The 13,426-nt window shown below is 67.9% G+C and carries 11 protein-coding genes and 1 pseudogene; 7 read left to right on the top strand and 5 right to left on the bottom strand.

From position 1 onward, the window contains the following. Positions 1–31 precede the first annotated feature (31 nt). Positions 32–1,954: a potassium transporter Kup gene (locus CK240_RS11750; protein ID WP_095640541.1), complete on the top strand. Its 1,923-nt coding sequence runs from the start codon at positions 32–34 to the stop codon at positions 1,952–1,954. Here CK240_RS11750 and CK240_RS11745 read toward each other — a convergent pair. Together CK240_RS11745 and mepK are read right to left on the bottom strand one after the other, a co-directional pair. Then, on the bottom strand, positions 1,951–3,378 hold the full coding sequence (locus CK240_RS11745; protein ID WP_095640540.1) for a mannose-1-phosphate guanylyltransferase/mannose-6-phosphate isomerase: 1,428 nt from the start codon (positions 3,376–3,378) through the stop codon (positions 1,951–1,953). The two genes, CK240_RS11750 and CK240_RS11745, sit on opposite strands and share 4 nt — an antisense overlap. A gap of 159 nt (positions 3,379–3,537) precedes the next feature. Beyond that, positions 3,538–4,095: a peptidoglycan L,D-endopeptidase MepK gene (mepK, locus tag CK240_RS11740; protein WP_095640539.1), complete on the bottom strand. Its 558-nt coding sequence runs from the start codon at positions 4,093–4,095 to the stop codon at positions 3,538–3,540. A 305-nt stretch (positions 4,096–4,400) separates the two neighbouring features. On the opposite strand from mepK, the gene CK240_RS11735 reads away from it, so the two are divergent. The 6 genes from CK240_RS11735 (at position 4,401) to purU (ending at position 10,163) form a co-directional block, all read left to right on the top strand. Further along, on the top strand, positions 4,401–5,996 hold the full coding sequence (locus tag CK240_RS11735; RefSeq protein WP_135058833.1) for a L,D-transpeptidase family protein: 1,596 nt from the start codon (positions 4,401–4,403) through the stop codon (positions 5,994–5,996). Between the two features lie 25 nt (positions 5,997–6,021). Continuing rightward, entirely contained in the window at positions 6,022–7,122 is a 1,101-nt protein-coding gene (locus tag CK240_RS11730) for a UDP-3-O-(3-hydroxymyristoyl)glucosamine N-acyltransferase (protein WP_095640537.1), read from the top strand. A 12-nt stretch (positions 7,123–7,134) separates the two neighbouring features. Continuing rightward, positions 7,135–7,398, top strand: coding sequence for an acyl carrier protein (locus tag CK240_RS11725; RefSeq protein WP_095640536.1), 264 nt, complete (start codon positions 7,135–7,137; stop codon positions 7,396–7,398). Then, on the top strand, positions 7,395–8,630 hold the full coding sequence (locus CK240_RS11720; RefSeq protein WP_095640535.1) for a beta-ketoacyl-[acyl-carrier-protein] synthase family protein: 1,236 nt from the start codon (positions 7,395–7,397) through the stop codon (positions 8,628–8,630). Before CK240_RS11725 ends, CK240_RS11720 begins: the two co-directional genes overlap by 4 nt. A gap of 311 nt (positions 8,631–8,941) precedes the next feature. Then, complete coding sequence (locus tag CK240_RS11715; RefSeq protein ID WP_095640534.1) at positions 8,942–9,265, top strand: 2Fe-2S iron-sulfur cluster-binding protein; 324 nt, start codon at positions 8,942–8,944, stop codon at positions 9,263–9,265. A 13-nt stretch (positions 9,266–9,278) separates the two neighbouring features. Continuing rightward, positions 9,279–10,163, top strand: a complete 885-nt coding sequence (gene purU, locus CK240_RS11710) for a formyltetrahydrofolate deformylase (RefSeq protein ID WP_095640533.1) — start codon at positions 9,279–9,281, stop codon at positions 10,161–10,163. On the opposite strand, the gene CK240_RS11705 is transcribed toward purU, so the two are convergent. The 3 genes and pseudogenes from CK240_RS11705 to CK240_RS18700 form a co-directional block, all read right to left on the bottom strand. Further along, on the bottom strand, positions 10,139–10,729 hold the full coding sequence (locus CK240_RS11705; RefSeq protein WP_095640532.1) for a TetR/AcrR family transcriptional regulator: 591 nt from the start codon (positions 10,727–10,729) through the stop codon (positions 10,139–10,141). The two genes, purU and CK240_RS11705, sit on opposite strands and share 25 nt — an antisense overlap. Positions 10,730–10,861: 132 nt before the next feature. Continuing rightward, the gene (typA, locus tag CK240_RS11700) at positions 10,862–12,682 is read right to left on the bottom strand and encodes a translational GTPase TypA (RefSeq protein WP_095640531.1); all 1,821 of its coding nucleotides are present in this window, start codon (positions 12,680–12,682) and stop codon (positions 10,862–10,864) included. A 125-nt stretch (positions 12,683–12,807) separates the two neighbouring features. Next, positions 12,808–13,426 (bottom strand): annotated as a pseudogene (locus tag CK240_RS18700) (hypothetical protein); the annotation flags it as partial.

The raw sequence follows: 13,426 nt of genomic DNA, 5'->3' as shown, positions 1-13,426 counted from the left end.
ACCCGCGCGGCGCGCTCAGGAGGGCGAATCGATGTCCGAGCCAACCGATACGGTGCCAAGCAATTCCGACTTTTCCGACGTGGTCAGCCATCCTGCGCCGGATGCGCTCAGCGCGGGGCTGGTGCTGTCCTGCCTTGGTGTCGTCTTCGGCGACATCGGCACCTCACCGCTTTATGCCCTGCGGGAATCACTTGTCCATGCGAATGAACATCACATGGCCGAGACCGCGGTGATCGGCATCGTGTCCATGCTGTTCTGGACGGTCGTGCTGATCGTCACGGTGAAATACGTCTTCCTGATCCTGCGCGCCGACAACAACGGCGAGGGCGGCACGCTGTCGCTGGTCGCCAAGGCGCAGGGGGCGCTGGGGGGAAGGCGGGCCTGGTGGCTGTACCTGACCGGGATCGTGGGGGTTTCGCTGTTCTTCGGGGACGCGATCATCACGCCCGCCATGTCGGTGATGTCGGCGATCGAGGGGATGGAACTGGTGGTTCCCGGCTCGGCCGACTGGGTGGTCCCCGTCACGCTGGTGATCGTGATCGCGCTGTTCTGGGTGCAGCGGTCAGGCACCGAGGCAGTCGCGCGCCTGTTCGGCCCGGTCATGCTGGTCTGGTTCGTCGTGATGGGCGTGCTGGGGGCCTCGCACGTGATGGACGACACCCGCATCCTGCAGGCGCTGAACCCACTGCGGGCGGCAGGCTTCATCGCCGGAAACGGGTTCGGCGCGTTGCCGGTCATGGGCTCGGTCTTCCTGGCCGTGACGGGGGCCGAGGCGCTCTATGCCGACATGGGGCATTTCGGGCGGCGCTCGATCCGCGTCTCGTGGCTGTGGATCGTCCTTCCCGCGCTGACCCTGGCCTATGTGGGTCAGGGGGCGATGGTGCTGTCGCACCCCGAGACCGCGTCCAATCCGTTCTTCCTGATGGCGCCGAGCTGGTTCACCCTGCCGCTGATCCTGCTGGCGACGGCGGCCACGGTGATCGCCAGCCAGGCGGTGATCTCGGGCGCCTTCTCGGTCGCGCAGCAGGCGGTGCAGCTGGGCCTCGTGCCGCGGCTGGAGATCCAGCACACCTCGGACCGCCAGGCGGGGCAGATCTACATGCCCCGGGTGAACATCATGCTGATGGTCGGGGTCTGCGCGCTGGTGCTGGCCTTCGGCTCGTCGGCGCGGCTTGCCAGCGCCTATGGGATCGCGGTGACGGGGGACATGGTCATCACCTCGCTGCTGGCGATCGTCGTTTTCCGCTATTCGTGGAACTGGAGCTGGCTGGTGGTGCTGGCGATCATGCTGCCGATCCTGGGGATCGAGCTGGTGTTCCTTTACGCCAACCTGCTGAAGGTGCCGGACGGGGGCTACATCCCGCTGCTCTTTGCAGTCGTGGTCGTGACCTTCATGGTGGTCTGGATCCGCGGCACGCTGGTGATCCAGCAGAAGCTCTCGACCGAGTCGGTGCAGCTGGACTTCCTGGCCGACAAGCTCGCCGCCAGCCCGCCGACCGTGGTGCCCGGAACGGCCGTGTTCCTGACCGCCGACCCGGCCATCGCGCCGCCCGCGCTGATGCACAACCTCAAGCACAACCGCGTCCTGCACGAGCGAAACTATGTCGTGAAGGTCGACACCGCGACGACGCCGACCGTGCCCGACGACGAACGGTTCCGCATCGAAGAGGTCGCGGACCGCTTCTGGCGCGTTCGGCTGCGCTTCGGCTACATGGAGCAGCCGAACGTTCCCCGCGCGCTGGCGATGGGCCGGACGCAGGGGCATCGCTTCGACGTGATGGCGACCTCGTATTTCCTGAACCGCCGCTCGCTGCGGGTGGGCAAGGGGCGGATGATGCCGCTGTGGGCCTCGCGCCTTTACGCGGGGATGTACCGGTCCGCGTCCGAGCCGACGAACTTCTACCGCCTGCCCTCGAACCGGGTGGTCGAGTTGGGCCAGCAGATCAACATCTAGGTGCGGGCGTAGGCGTCCTCGTAGCGGATGATGTCGTCCTCGCCCAGGTAGACGCCGGTCTGGACCTCGATCAGGACCATCGGCACCTTGCCGGGGTTCTCCATCCGGTGGACAGCGCCCAAGGGGACGTAGATCGACTGGTTTTCAGTCACCAGCGAGACCTTGTCGTCCACCGTCACCTTCGCGGTGCCGCTGACCACGATCCAGTGCTCGGACCGGTGGACGTGGCTTTGCAGCGACAGCGAGGCGCCGGGATGAACGACGATGCGCTTGACCTGGAAGCGCTCGCCCATGACGAGGGTCTCGAACCAGCCCCAGGGACGATGGTCGCGCAGAAAGCGTTCGGCCTGCCGCGCCCCCTTGGATTTCAGCGCAGTGACGGCCTGGCGCACATCCTGCGCGCGGTCCATGCCCGCGACCAGCACCGCGTCGCCCGTCGCCACCACCATCATGTCCTTGAGCCCTATGCCCACGACCTGCATGTCTTCGTCATCCGACCGCAGCAGGACGTTGTCGCAGTCGATGGCCGTGGATCGTTCGTCCGCGATCACGCCCCGCCAGGCGGGCGCATCCACCTGCGCCTCGCGCCAGACGGCGTCCCAGCCGCCGAGGTCGGACCAATGCTCGGCGAAGCGGACGACGGACAGGTTGTCCGCCTTCTCCATCACCGCGTAGTCGATGGAAAGGTCGGGCAGGCTGTCCCAGGGCTCGGGGGCAAGCCGCAGGAAGCCGAGGTCCTGCCTGGCCTCGGCCAATGCCGCCCTGACGGGTTCCAGGAACTCGGGCGCATGGGCGCGGAAGGCCTCGATCATGGTGCGCGCGGTGAACAGGAAGATGCCCGCGTTCCACAGGAAGCGGCCCGCTGCCAGCATCGCATGGGCGGTGTCGGCGTCGGGCTTCTCCACGAAGCGGCGCAGCGGGGCGGCTCCGTCGCGCGGTTCCCCGTCCAGCTCCAGATAGCCATAGCCGGTCTCGGGGCGGGTCGGCTCGATCCCGAAGGTGACGATCCGGCCTTGCCGCGCAAGGGGAAGGCCCTGGTCCACGGCCCGGCCGAAGGCTTCGGTGTCGGGAACCACATGGTCGGACGGAGCGACCAGCAGCAGCGAGTCGGGGTCGATTTCCGCCTGATGCAGCGCCGCGGCCAGGATCGCGGGTGCGGTGTTGCGACCCGCCGGCTCGATCAGGATGGCGGCGGGGGCGATCCCGACCTCGGCCAGCTGCTCGGTCACAATGAAGCGGAAATCGGCGTTGGTCAGCACCAGCGGCTCGGCGTAGCGCGGCCCGGACAGGCGCTCGGCCGAGGCCTGGAACAGCGACCGGTCCCCCATCAGCGGCGCGAACTGCTTGGGGAAGGACTTCCGTGACACCGGCCAGAGCCGCGTTCCCGAGCCACCGGACAGAAGGACGGGAATCACGCGGGTCATGGGCAGGTCGTTCCTTGGAAGGGCGGGCGATTCGCCCGGATGCGGGTCCCGCAACCTAAGCCTGTCACGAGGCGGAAGGCCAAGGCCGGATCGCCTGTGCGCCGGACATGCGAAAGCCCGCGCGGTGGCGGGCTTGGCGCAGACTTGAAAGCCGGGGGGTCAGCCGCCCCAGGTGCGCAGGGGACCGCAGTCCATGTGCACGAAGTTCGACGAGGAGTACTTGCCGACGCCGCCGGCCCGGCAGGCGCTGGCCGCCTTGTACATCTGGTTGACGGACCGCGACTTCAGCCGCAGGTCGGCGGCCTTGCCGCTCATGTGCAGCGAGTTGCGCGCCACGCCGCCGCTGCGGGCACGCAGCATCGCGTTGGTCTTGGGCGAGCGGTAGCCCGACAGCATCATGTAGGGTTCGTTGGTCTGCAGCAGCCGGTGGCTGGCCGCGGCGATGTCGACGGTGCGCGGGTCGATCCCGATGACCTGCCCCGTGCGCCAGTCGCGCATGAAGATGTTGATTTCGTTCAGGGCGTCCCGGACATATTTCCCATCAACCCAGTAAACGGTGTCGATGCTTTCGCCGGTCCGGCCCGAATACATGCGGATGCGGCGATAGTTGCCGGCTCCGCGGACGACACCGAAGGCATTGGCCATCACCGGAGCCGCAGCGACGGTCGTCGCTGCGAACACGCCGAGAATGCCGCGTCGCGAGAATTCGAAGGTCATGTTCAGATCCGCCTGTCCTACGCGTTATATGTGCCAGCTTCTGGCTTGTCCGGGTTTGCCCCGGATTGCTTAAGAATATGTCACTCTCCGATCGGTTGCGGAACTGTGAGTTCCAGAGGGCGGCGATTTGACGCCACTATAGGCGAAAACTCGCCGAGGCTCTAGAATGGGTCCAGAGAACGAGGGGCAGGGTGTCACCCAGGCGCAACTGGATCGGCAGAAATGCCGCGCTTGTTGGGGTTCAGCCCGGCAACAAGACCCCATAAGGAAGAAACACAAGCCTGCGAGGGTCGAGTCAGTTGCTGTTGTCCAAGTCCATCCTGCCGCGCCTCGTCCGCGCGATTCTGCTGTCCGCCGCGTTGCCTCTGGGGGCGCAGGCCGCCGCGCCGGCGCCGCGGCTCGACTTCTCGCCCGAGCAGTGGGAACTGGCACGAAGCGTCGCGCGTCAGCCGGGACTGGCCGCCTGGTACGGCTCGACGGCGCTGGCGCCCGTCTTCACCGCCCCGGAGGCCGCGCCCCGCCGCATCGCGCTGATCGAGGCGGCGGCGCAGGCCCCCGTCCACGGCCTGCCTTCGATCTATGGCGTCGAGCAATTGCAGGGGCTGGAGGGCCGCACGGACCCTGAGGCCGAGGTCACCTTTGCCAAGGCCTTCGCCCGATGGACCCATGACGTGGGCGGCGGCATCCTCGATCCGCGCCGCGTGGACCCGGAAAACAAGCGGGACGTGATCCGCGTCCCGACCGAGGAGCTTCTGGCGCGCTTTGTCGCCGCCCCGGATCCCGCGGCGATGCTGGCCCAGGTGCCGCCGCAGAACGACGGCTACCGGGCCCTGCAGCAGGCGCTTGCCGCCCGCGTCGGGCCGGTCGTTGGCGCCGACGTGCCCACCGTCCCTGAAGGCGTCTGGCGCGAGGGGATGCGGGACGAGGCCGTTGCCCGCCTTCGTGCCCGCCTGGCCGCGATGGGCTTTGCCGCCGAGGGCGCCGAGGCCGACCTGTTCGACGCACCGCTCGCCCGCCAGGTCGCCGCCTACCAGGCCCGCGCAGGCCTGGGTCCCGATGGCGTCGCGGGCCCCCGCACCATCCAGCGCCTGAACGGTGGCCCCGGCTCTGCCCCCCGCGACCTGCTGATCGCGCTGGAGCGGATGCGCTGGCTGAACGGCCATGACCTGAACGCCCGCCTGATCTGGGTGAACCTGCCCGAGTTCAACGTGCGCGTGATGGAGGGCGGGCGCACGGTCTTCGAAAGCCGCGCCGTCATCGGCAAGGACAAGGAAGGCTGGCGCACGCCCGAGTTCTCGGACGAGCTGCAGAACGTGGTCGTCAACCCCAGCTGGAACGTGCCGCGGTCCATGGCGCTCCGCGACTACCTGCCCCGCCTGCAGAAGAACCGCCACGCGGTCGCGCATCTGGACGTGGTGGACAGCCGGGGCAGGGTGGTTGCCCGCGACGGCATCGACTTCAGCCGCTACACGGCGAAGAACTTCCCCTATCGGCTGCGGCAGAAGCCCAGCGATGACAATGCGTTGGGCGAGGTCAAGTTCATCTTCCCGAACCCCATGAACATCTACCTGCACGACACGCCCTCGAAGGGGCTGTTCGGGGAACGCACCCGCGCCTTTTCCAACGGCTGCATCCGGGTGCAGAAGCCGGTCGACCTGGCCCATGTGCTGCTGGAAGGTGCGGCCGCCGATCCCGCCGCGACCTATGCCGGTGCCCGCGAATCCGGGCGCGAGCGGTTCCTGAAGACCGAGCCCCTGCCGGTGCACCTGGTCTATCTCACCACGATCGCGGACGAGGACGGCACGATCCGGCACTTCCCCGATGTCTATGGCCGCGACGATGCGGTCTGGACCGCGCTGCAGAAGGCAGGCGGGATGGAAACGCTCGCCTCGACCCGATAGGACGGTCCCTGCAAGGAGGGCACCCATGGCTGTAACCCTGGCGGAACTGGCCCGCGCGCTGGACGCGCGGCTGTGGGGTGACGGATCGCTGACGATCACTGGCGCGGCCGAGCCGGCGCAGGCGGGCGCCGCGTCGGATGGCCGCGCGGTGGTCGCGATGGCGATGGCGCCCCAGTATGCGGCGGCGCTTGCGCCGGGCGCGGCGGCCCTGATCTCGGAAGGGATGGACCCCGAGGCACTGGGCCTTGCGGGCGCCGTGATCGTCGCGCGCCCCCGGCTGGCCATGGCCGGGCTGACCCGCGCGCTGGACCCCGGCCCCGAGCTTGCGCCGGGCATCCATCCGTCTGCCGTGATCGACCCCTCGGCCGAGATCGGAGAAGGTGCCGCGATCGGCCCCTTCGTGGTGATCGGCCCGCGCGTCCGCATCGGCGCGCGCGCCCGCATCGCCTCGCATGTCAGCATCGGGGCGGACAGCGAGGTGGGAGAGGATGCCCTGCTGCACGCGGGCGCCCGCATTGCCCATGGCGTGACCGCCGGCGCGCGGCTGATCCTGCAGTCCGGCGCCGCAATCGGCGGGGACGGCTTTTCCTTTGTCACGCCCGAGGTCTCGGGCATCGAGGAAATCCGCCATACGCTCGGCCATCGCGGGGATGTCCGCGACCAGCACTGGGTCCGAATCCACTCTCTGGGCGGCGTCACGCTGGGCGACGATGTCGAGGTCGGCGCCAATGCCACCATCGACCGGGGCACGATCCGGGCGACGTCGGTCGGATCGGGCACCAAGATCGACAACCTGGTCCAGATCGGCCACAACGTGCAGGTCGGGCGCGACTGCCTGCTGTGCGGGCTGGTCGGGATCGCGGGCTCGGTCCGCATCGGCGACCGGGTGGTGCTGGCCGGGCAATGCGGCGTCAGCGACAACATCTTCATCGGCGACGACGTGATCGCAGGCGGCGCCAGCAAGATCTTCACGAACGTGCCGGCGGGCCGCGTGATCCTGGGCTCGCCCGCGGTCAGGATGGAAACCCAGCTCGAGATCAACAAGGCGATCCGCCGCCTGCCGCGCATGGCCGCGCAGTTTGCGGAACTTCAGAAGACCGTCACACGCCTGTTGCAGAAGGACTGAAGAAACAGGCCCATGAGCAAAAGCGTCCAAGACCGTGTCATCGCCATCGTCGCCGAGCAGGCGATGCTGGACCCCGACGAGATCACCCTCGGGTCCACGCCGGCCGAACTGGGCATCGACAGCCTCGGTCTCGTGGAATCGATCTTCGCCATCGAGGAAGCCTTCGACATCTCGATCCCGTTCAACGCCAACGAGCCCGCGCAGTCCGATTTCGACATCTCGTCGATGGGCGCGATCATCGCCGCGGTGGAAAAGCTCGTGGCCGGGAAGGCATGAGCCTTCGGCCGGTGTCGCAGGGCCGGCGCCGCGTGGCGATCACCGGCATGGGCACGATCAACGCGCTGGGCTGCAACGTGCCCGACACGCTGGCGGCGATGCGGGAAGGCCGCTGCGGCATCGGAGAGCTGGACTTCCAGGACGTCGAGCGCCTGTCCGTCCGCATCGGCGCCCAGGTCCACGGATGGGAACCGGAGGCCCACTTCAACCGCCAGCAGATCTCGCTGTACGACAAGTTCACCCAGTTCACGCTGCTGGCCGCCAAGGAGGCGGTGGGGCAGTCCGGCCTGAACTTCCAAGGCGAACTGGGCCTGTGTTCCGGCGTGGTGCTGGGCACCGCCGGCGGCGGCCTGAACACCTGGGACGAGAACTACCGCGCGGTCTACGAGGAAGGGAAGAACCGCGTCCACCCCTTTGTCGTGCCCAAGCTGATGAACAACGCAGCCGCCAGCCATGTCAGCATGGAGTTCGGCCTGCGCGGCCCTTCCTTCACCGTGGCAACCGCCTGCGCCTCCTCGAACCACGCGATGGGCCTGGCCTTCCAGATGGTCCGCTCGGGCGCGGCGCGGGTGATGGTGACGGGCGGCTCCGAGGCCATGCTGTGCTTCGGCGGCGTCAAGGCGTGGGAAGGCTTGCGCGTCATGTCCCGCGACGCCTGCCGCCCGTTCTCGGCCAACCGCAACGGCATGGTTCAGGGCGAGGGCGCCGGAGTCTTCGTCTTCGAGGACTGGGATCACGCGGCTGCCCGGGGCGCCGACATCCTGGCCGAGGTGGTCGGCTTCGCCATGTCGGCAGACGCGCAGGACATCGTGATGCCTTCCGCGCAAGGGGCTGAACGGGCCATCGCGGGGGCGATGCAGGACGCGGGCCTGAACCCCGAGGACATCGGCTACATCAACGCCCATGGCACCGGCACGGCCGCGAACGACAAGACCGAATGCGCCGCGGTGGCCCATGCCTTCGGTCATCACGCCGACCGGCTGATGATCTCGTCCACCAAGTCGATGCACGGGCACCTGATCGGCGGCACGGGCGCGGTCGAGCTTCTGGCCTGTGTCATGGCCCTGCGCGCCGGCATCATCGCCCCCACCATCGGCTACGAGGAGCCCGACCCCGAATGCGCGCTGGACGTGGTGCCGAATGTCGCCCGCGAGGCGAGGGTCGGCGCCGTCCTGTCCAACGCCTTCGCCTTCGGCGGGCTGAACGCGGTGATCGCGCTGAAAAGAGCATGAGCTGCGCCCGGTTGCGCGGCCGCATGGGTATTTGGGTCAGGAAGAAGACGCGAGGGGTGCGCCCCGGCCATCCCGCCTGCGCGGCGGACGCGATGACTCATCGCTATGACCGGGGCGACTTCTCCCTGAGCGGTCATCGGCTCCCCAGCCTGTACCGCGATTCGGAGGATGCGACGGAAGTCCTAAGAACAGGTTAACGAGCTTCTTCCTGATCCAAATACCCCTGTGACGGCGACGGCGGCGCGACCTCGGATCTTTTCATCCCCGGATGCATCGCCTATCCCCATGTCGGCAGACAAAGGACCCCGCTGATGGCCAGGATCACCTATATCGAATGGAACGGCACCCGGCACGAGGTCGATGTCCGTCCGGGCATGACCGTCATGGAAGGCGCCCGTGACAACGGCATTCCCGGCATCGAAGCCGACTGCGGCGGCGCCTGCGCCTGCTCGACCTGCCATGTCTATGTTGCCCCCGAATGGACGGACAAGCTGCCTCCCAAGGACCCGATGGAGGCCGACATGCTCGACTTCGCCTGGCAGCCCGATCCCGACCGCTCGCGCCTGACCTGCCAGATCAAGGTCACGCCCGACCTGGACGGGCTGGTCGTGCAGATGCCCGAGAAGCAGATCTGAGCAGGGGCCGGTCATGTCCGATTTCGTTCTGACCGTCGCCTGCGTGTCGCGGCGCGGCATCGTCGCCGCCGTCGCGAGCTTCCTTGCCGAGAACGGCTGCAACATCACCGACTCGGCGCAGTTCGACGACCAGGCGAACGGGCGCTTCTTCATGCGCGTGAGCTTCCGCAGCGAGACGGGCGCCACGGGCGCGCAGCTGCGCGAGGCCTTCCCCCCGATCGCCGAGGCCTTCGGGATGGATTGGGCGATCCACGAGGCCTCGCACCGGATGCGGGTGCTGCTGATGGTGTCGGGGTTCGGGCATTGCCTCAACGACATCCTGTACCGCTGGCGCATCGGCGCGCTGCCCATCGACATCACGGGCGTCGTGTCGAACCACCTGACCTACCAGAAGCTGGTGGTGAACCACGACATCCCCTTCCACCACATCCGCGTCACCCCCCAGACCAAGCCCGAGGCCGAGGCGCGGCTGATGGGGCTGATCGACGAGACGGGGACGGAACTGGTCGTCCTCGCACGCTACATGCAGGTCCTGTCGGAAGCCGTCTGCGCGCGGATGGAGGGACGGGTGATCAACATCCATCACTCCTTCCTGCCCAGCTTCAAGGGCGCGAACCCTTACCGGCAGGCCTACGACCGCGGCGTCAAGCTGATCGGGGCCACGGCGCATTATGTCACGCCCGACCTCGATGAAGGCCCGATCATCGAGCAGGACACCGTCCGTGTCACCCACGCCCAAAGTCCCGAGGATTACGTGAGCCTTGGCCGAGACGTCGAGGCGCAGGTGCTGTCCCGCGCCATTCACGCCCATATCAATCACCGCGTCTTCCCGAATGGATCGCGCACGGTGGTCTTCCCGGCCAGTCCGGGCGGCTATGCTTCGGAACGGATGGGCTGAGGGGGCGCCGACAGCAGCAGGTCGACGAAATCCTCGATGGTGGCCGTGATCTCGGCCTCGACATCGACGTTGGGCAGCGTCCAAAGCGACAGGTGGCCGTCCAGGGCCAGGTGGGCCAGCCCCAGCAGGAAGCCGCGCAGCACGGCGGCGCGCCGGGTCGCAGGGGCGTCCTCGCTTTCGCCCAGATAGCGGCGGACCAGCGGCACGAAGCTGGCGTCATAGCGCCGGACGATGTTGTTCTCACCGGGAAACTGGATCGTGCGGGTAGCCAGCGTGAGATACAGCATCGGATTGGCGCGCGCCCAATCCAGATAGGCCCGGATCAAGCCGATCAAGGCACCCCGGTTGTCGCCCGGCTGGGCAGCCACAAGCGCCTTGTTGATCACGTCGGACGCCCGAAGCATGCCGTAGGTGTCGATGGCGACGCCCAGGTCCTCGTTGGTCGGGCATACGGTCCGCGCCAGGGCCGGGTCGATGCCGGCCCGACGCGCGATCTCCTCGACGTCGATCGAGCGGGTCTGGCATTCCTGCAGATAGCTGGTCGCCGCATCGACCAGCAGGTCCATTGTGGAGGAGTGATCGCCACTTTCGGGCGTTTTCGGCATGGACTGTTCTGCCTTCGGGAGAATCAATGATGGATGGGCAGACAATAGAAGTCCGCCTCACACCATCAAGAGCGATCGTGAATGATCGTGATTTTAGTTGTCGGTCCGCGACTGGCGCTTGCGCTCGTGGGGGTCCAGGTAACGCTTGCGCAGGCGCACGATCTTGGGCGTGACCTCGACCAGCTCGTCATCGTCGATATAGGCGATCGCTTCTTCCAGGCTCATCCGCACCGGAGGCGTCAGCCGCACCGCCTCGTCCGTGCCCGAGGCGCGGACGTTGGTCAGCTTCTTGCCCTTGAGCGGGTTCACCTCCAGGTCGTTGTCGCGCGAATGCTCGCCGATGATCATGCCCTGGTAGACCTGTTCCTGCGCGCCGATGAACAGCTTGCCGCGCTCTTCCAGGTTCCACAGGGCGTAGGCGACGGACACGCCGTCCTCCATCGAGATCAGCACGCCCTGGCGGCGGCCTTGGATCGGGCCCTTGTAGGGCGCCCAGTCGTGGAAGATGCGGTTCAGCACGCCGTTGCCGCGCGTGTCGGTCATGAACTCGCCCTGGTAGCCGATCAGCCCGCGGCTCGGCACATGGGCGACGATCCGGGTCTTGCCGTGGCCTGCGGGGCGCATCTCGACCAGGTCGCCCTTGCGGTCGCCCGTCAGCTTCTCGATCACGACCCCGGTGTAGTCGTCATCCACGTCGATGATGACTTCCTCGATGGGCTCGAGCCGCTCGCCGTTCTCTTCGCGGAAGATCACGCGGGGGCGGCTGATGGACAGCTCGAAGCCTTCGCGGCGCATGTTCTCGATCAGGACGCCCATCTGCAGTTCGCCACGGCCCGAGACGACAAAGGCGTCGCCGCCCGGAGTGTCCTCGACGCGGATGGCGACGTTGGTCTCGGCTTCCTTCATCAGCCGCTCGCGGATGACGCGGGACTGGACCTTGTTGCCGTCGCGGCCCGCCAAGGGCGAGTCGTTGATGCCGAAGGTCACGCTGATCGTCGGCGGGTCGATGGGCTGGGCGGGCAGGGCGGTTTCCACCTCGGGCGCGCAGAGCGTGTCGGCCACGGTCGCCTTGGACATGCCGGCGATGGTCACGATATCGCCCGCCACCGCCTCGTCGATGGGGGTCTGGGTCAGCCCGCGGAAGGCAAGGATCTTGGAGACGCGGAACTGTTCGACCCTTTCTCCGTCACGCGACAGCGCCTTCAGCGTGTCGCCGGGGCGCGCGGTGCCCGCCTCGACCCGGCCGGTCAGCAGGCGGCCCAGGAAGGGGTCGGCGCCCAGCGTGGTCGCCAGCATCTGGAAGGGCTCGTCCTTGTGGGCCAGCTGCGCGGGCGGCGGCACATGGCGCAGGATCAGGTCGAAGAGGGCGCTCATGTCCTTCTTCGGGCCGTCCATCGTCTCGTCCGCCCAGCCGTTCACGCCCGAGGCATAGACATGGGGGAAGTCCAGCTGCTCGTCCGTGGCGCCGAGGTTGGCGAAAAGATCGAAGACCTCGTTCAGCGTCTGGTCGGGCTCGGCGGCGGGCTTGTCCACCTTGTTCAGCACGACAATGGGGCGCAGCCCCAGCGCAAGCGCCTTCGAGGTCACGAACTTGGTCTGCGGCATCGGTCCTTCGGCCGCGTCGACCAGCAGGCAGACGCCATCGACCATGGACAGGATGCGTTCCACCTCGCCGCCGAAATCGGCGTGGCCGGGTGTGTCCACGATGTTGATGCGGGTGCCCTTCCATTCGACCGAGGTCGCCTTGGCAAGGATGGTGATGCCGCGTTCACGCTCGATGTCGTTCGAATCCATGGCCCGTTCGGCGACGGCCTGGTTTTCGCGGAAGCTGCCGGATTGCCTGAGAAGCTGGTCCACCAGCGTCGTCTTGCCGTGGTCGACGTGGGCGATGATGGCGATGTTGCGGATGTCCATGTCGGAAGGCCTGTGTTCGATTTCGGCGCGGACTAACCCAGCCAGCCCCCAAGCGCCACCGCAAATCCCGCAAAAAATACAAACGGGCCGCCCTCGGGCGGCCCGCCATGGCTGACAGGGGGGGCTCAGCGGGGGCGCAGCGGCCTGTGGGTCAGTCCGCCCCAGATGCGGCCCTCGTCACGGGCGCGGCCGCCCTTCTGCGCGCCGATGAAGGCCGCCGCCGCCGCGATCAGCGCCGAGGCCGCCAGCGCGAAGGCCGACAGCACACCCGCGCGGCGGACGGCTTCCGCCGCCTCGATCGCCTGCTGCTTCAGCTCCTCGGCCTGCGCGGCCGCTTCGTCGCGCAGGCGCTGCGCTTCGGCCTGCGCCTGATCCACGGCATCCTGCGCGTCTTTCCTGAGCTGCTGGACCTGGGTGACGGACTGGTCGATTCGCGCGCTGACCTCGGCCGGCGGCAGGGTCGTGCGGGCGGCGATGGCGCGTTCCAGATAGGTGCGGTCGGCCTGTGCCAGATCGCCCGTGCGGATCACGTTCGCCATGATGTTGCCCACCTCGCGCCGGATGTTCTCGTTCGAGAACTGGTCGGGCGCCGCGGCCTCGCTGCGCAGCAGGTTGTCGGTGACGTAGTCGACAGGATTGGGCAGGCCCGGCAGGAGGTCACCTCCGCCTTCGCCGCCCGCGGCGCTTGCCGCGCCCGCGCCCGCGGCGGCGCCGCCCAGCGCCTGCGCGGCGCCGCCGACCAGC

Origin of the sequence: Paracoccus salipaludis (genome assembly GCF_002287065.1) — a bacterium.
Taxonomy (GTDB): Bacteria; Pseudomonadota; Alphaproteobacteria; order Rhodobacterales; family Rhodobacteraceae; genus Paracoccus; species Paracoccus salipaludis.
The sequence above is the reverse complement of the archived record's forward strand: the minus strand, read 5'-3'. Positions and strand labels throughout refer to the sequence as shown.

Bases quoted from the DNA above. Each gene is read 5' to 3' on its own strand.
- CK240_RS11750 (WP_095640541.1), top strand. From the start codon at position 32: ATGTCCGAGCCAACCGATACGGTGCCAAGCAATTCCGACTTTTCCGAC.
- CK240_RS11745 (WP_095640540.1), bottom strand. From the start codon at position 3,378: ATGACCCGCGTGATTCCCGTCCTTCTGTCCGGTGGCTCGGGAACGCGG.
- mepK (WP_095640539.1), bottom strand. From the start codon at position 4,095: ATGACCTTCGAATTCTCGCGACGCGGCATTCTCGGCGTGTTCGCAGCG.
- CK240_RS11730 (WP_095640537.1), top strand. From the start codon at position 6,022: ATGGCTGTAACCCTGGCGGAACTGGCCCGCGCGCTGGACGCGCGGCTG.
- CK240_RS11725 (WP_095640536.1), top strand. From the start codon at position 7,135: ATGAGCAAAAGCGTCCAAGACCGTGTCATCGCCATCGTCGCCGAGCAG.
- CK240_RS11720 (WP_095640535.1), top strand. From the start codon at position 7,395: ATGAGCCTTCGGCCGGTGTCGCAGGGCCGGCGCCGCGTGGCGATCACC.
- CK240_RS11715 (WP_095640534.1), top strand. From the start codon at position 8,942: ATGGCCAGGATCACCTATATCGAATGGAACGGCACCCGGCACGAGGTC.
- purU (WP_095640533.1), top strand. From the start codon at position 9,279: ATGTCCGATTTCGTTCTGACCGTCGCCTGCGTGTCGCGGCGCGGCATC.
- CK240_RS11705 (WP_095640532.1), bottom strand. From the start codon at position 10,729: ATGGACCTGCTGGTCGATGCGGCGACCAGCTATCTGCAGGAATGCCAG.
- typA (WP_095640531.1), bottom strand. From the start codon at position 12,682: ATGGACATCCGCAACATCGCCATCATCGCCCACGTCGACCACGGCAAG.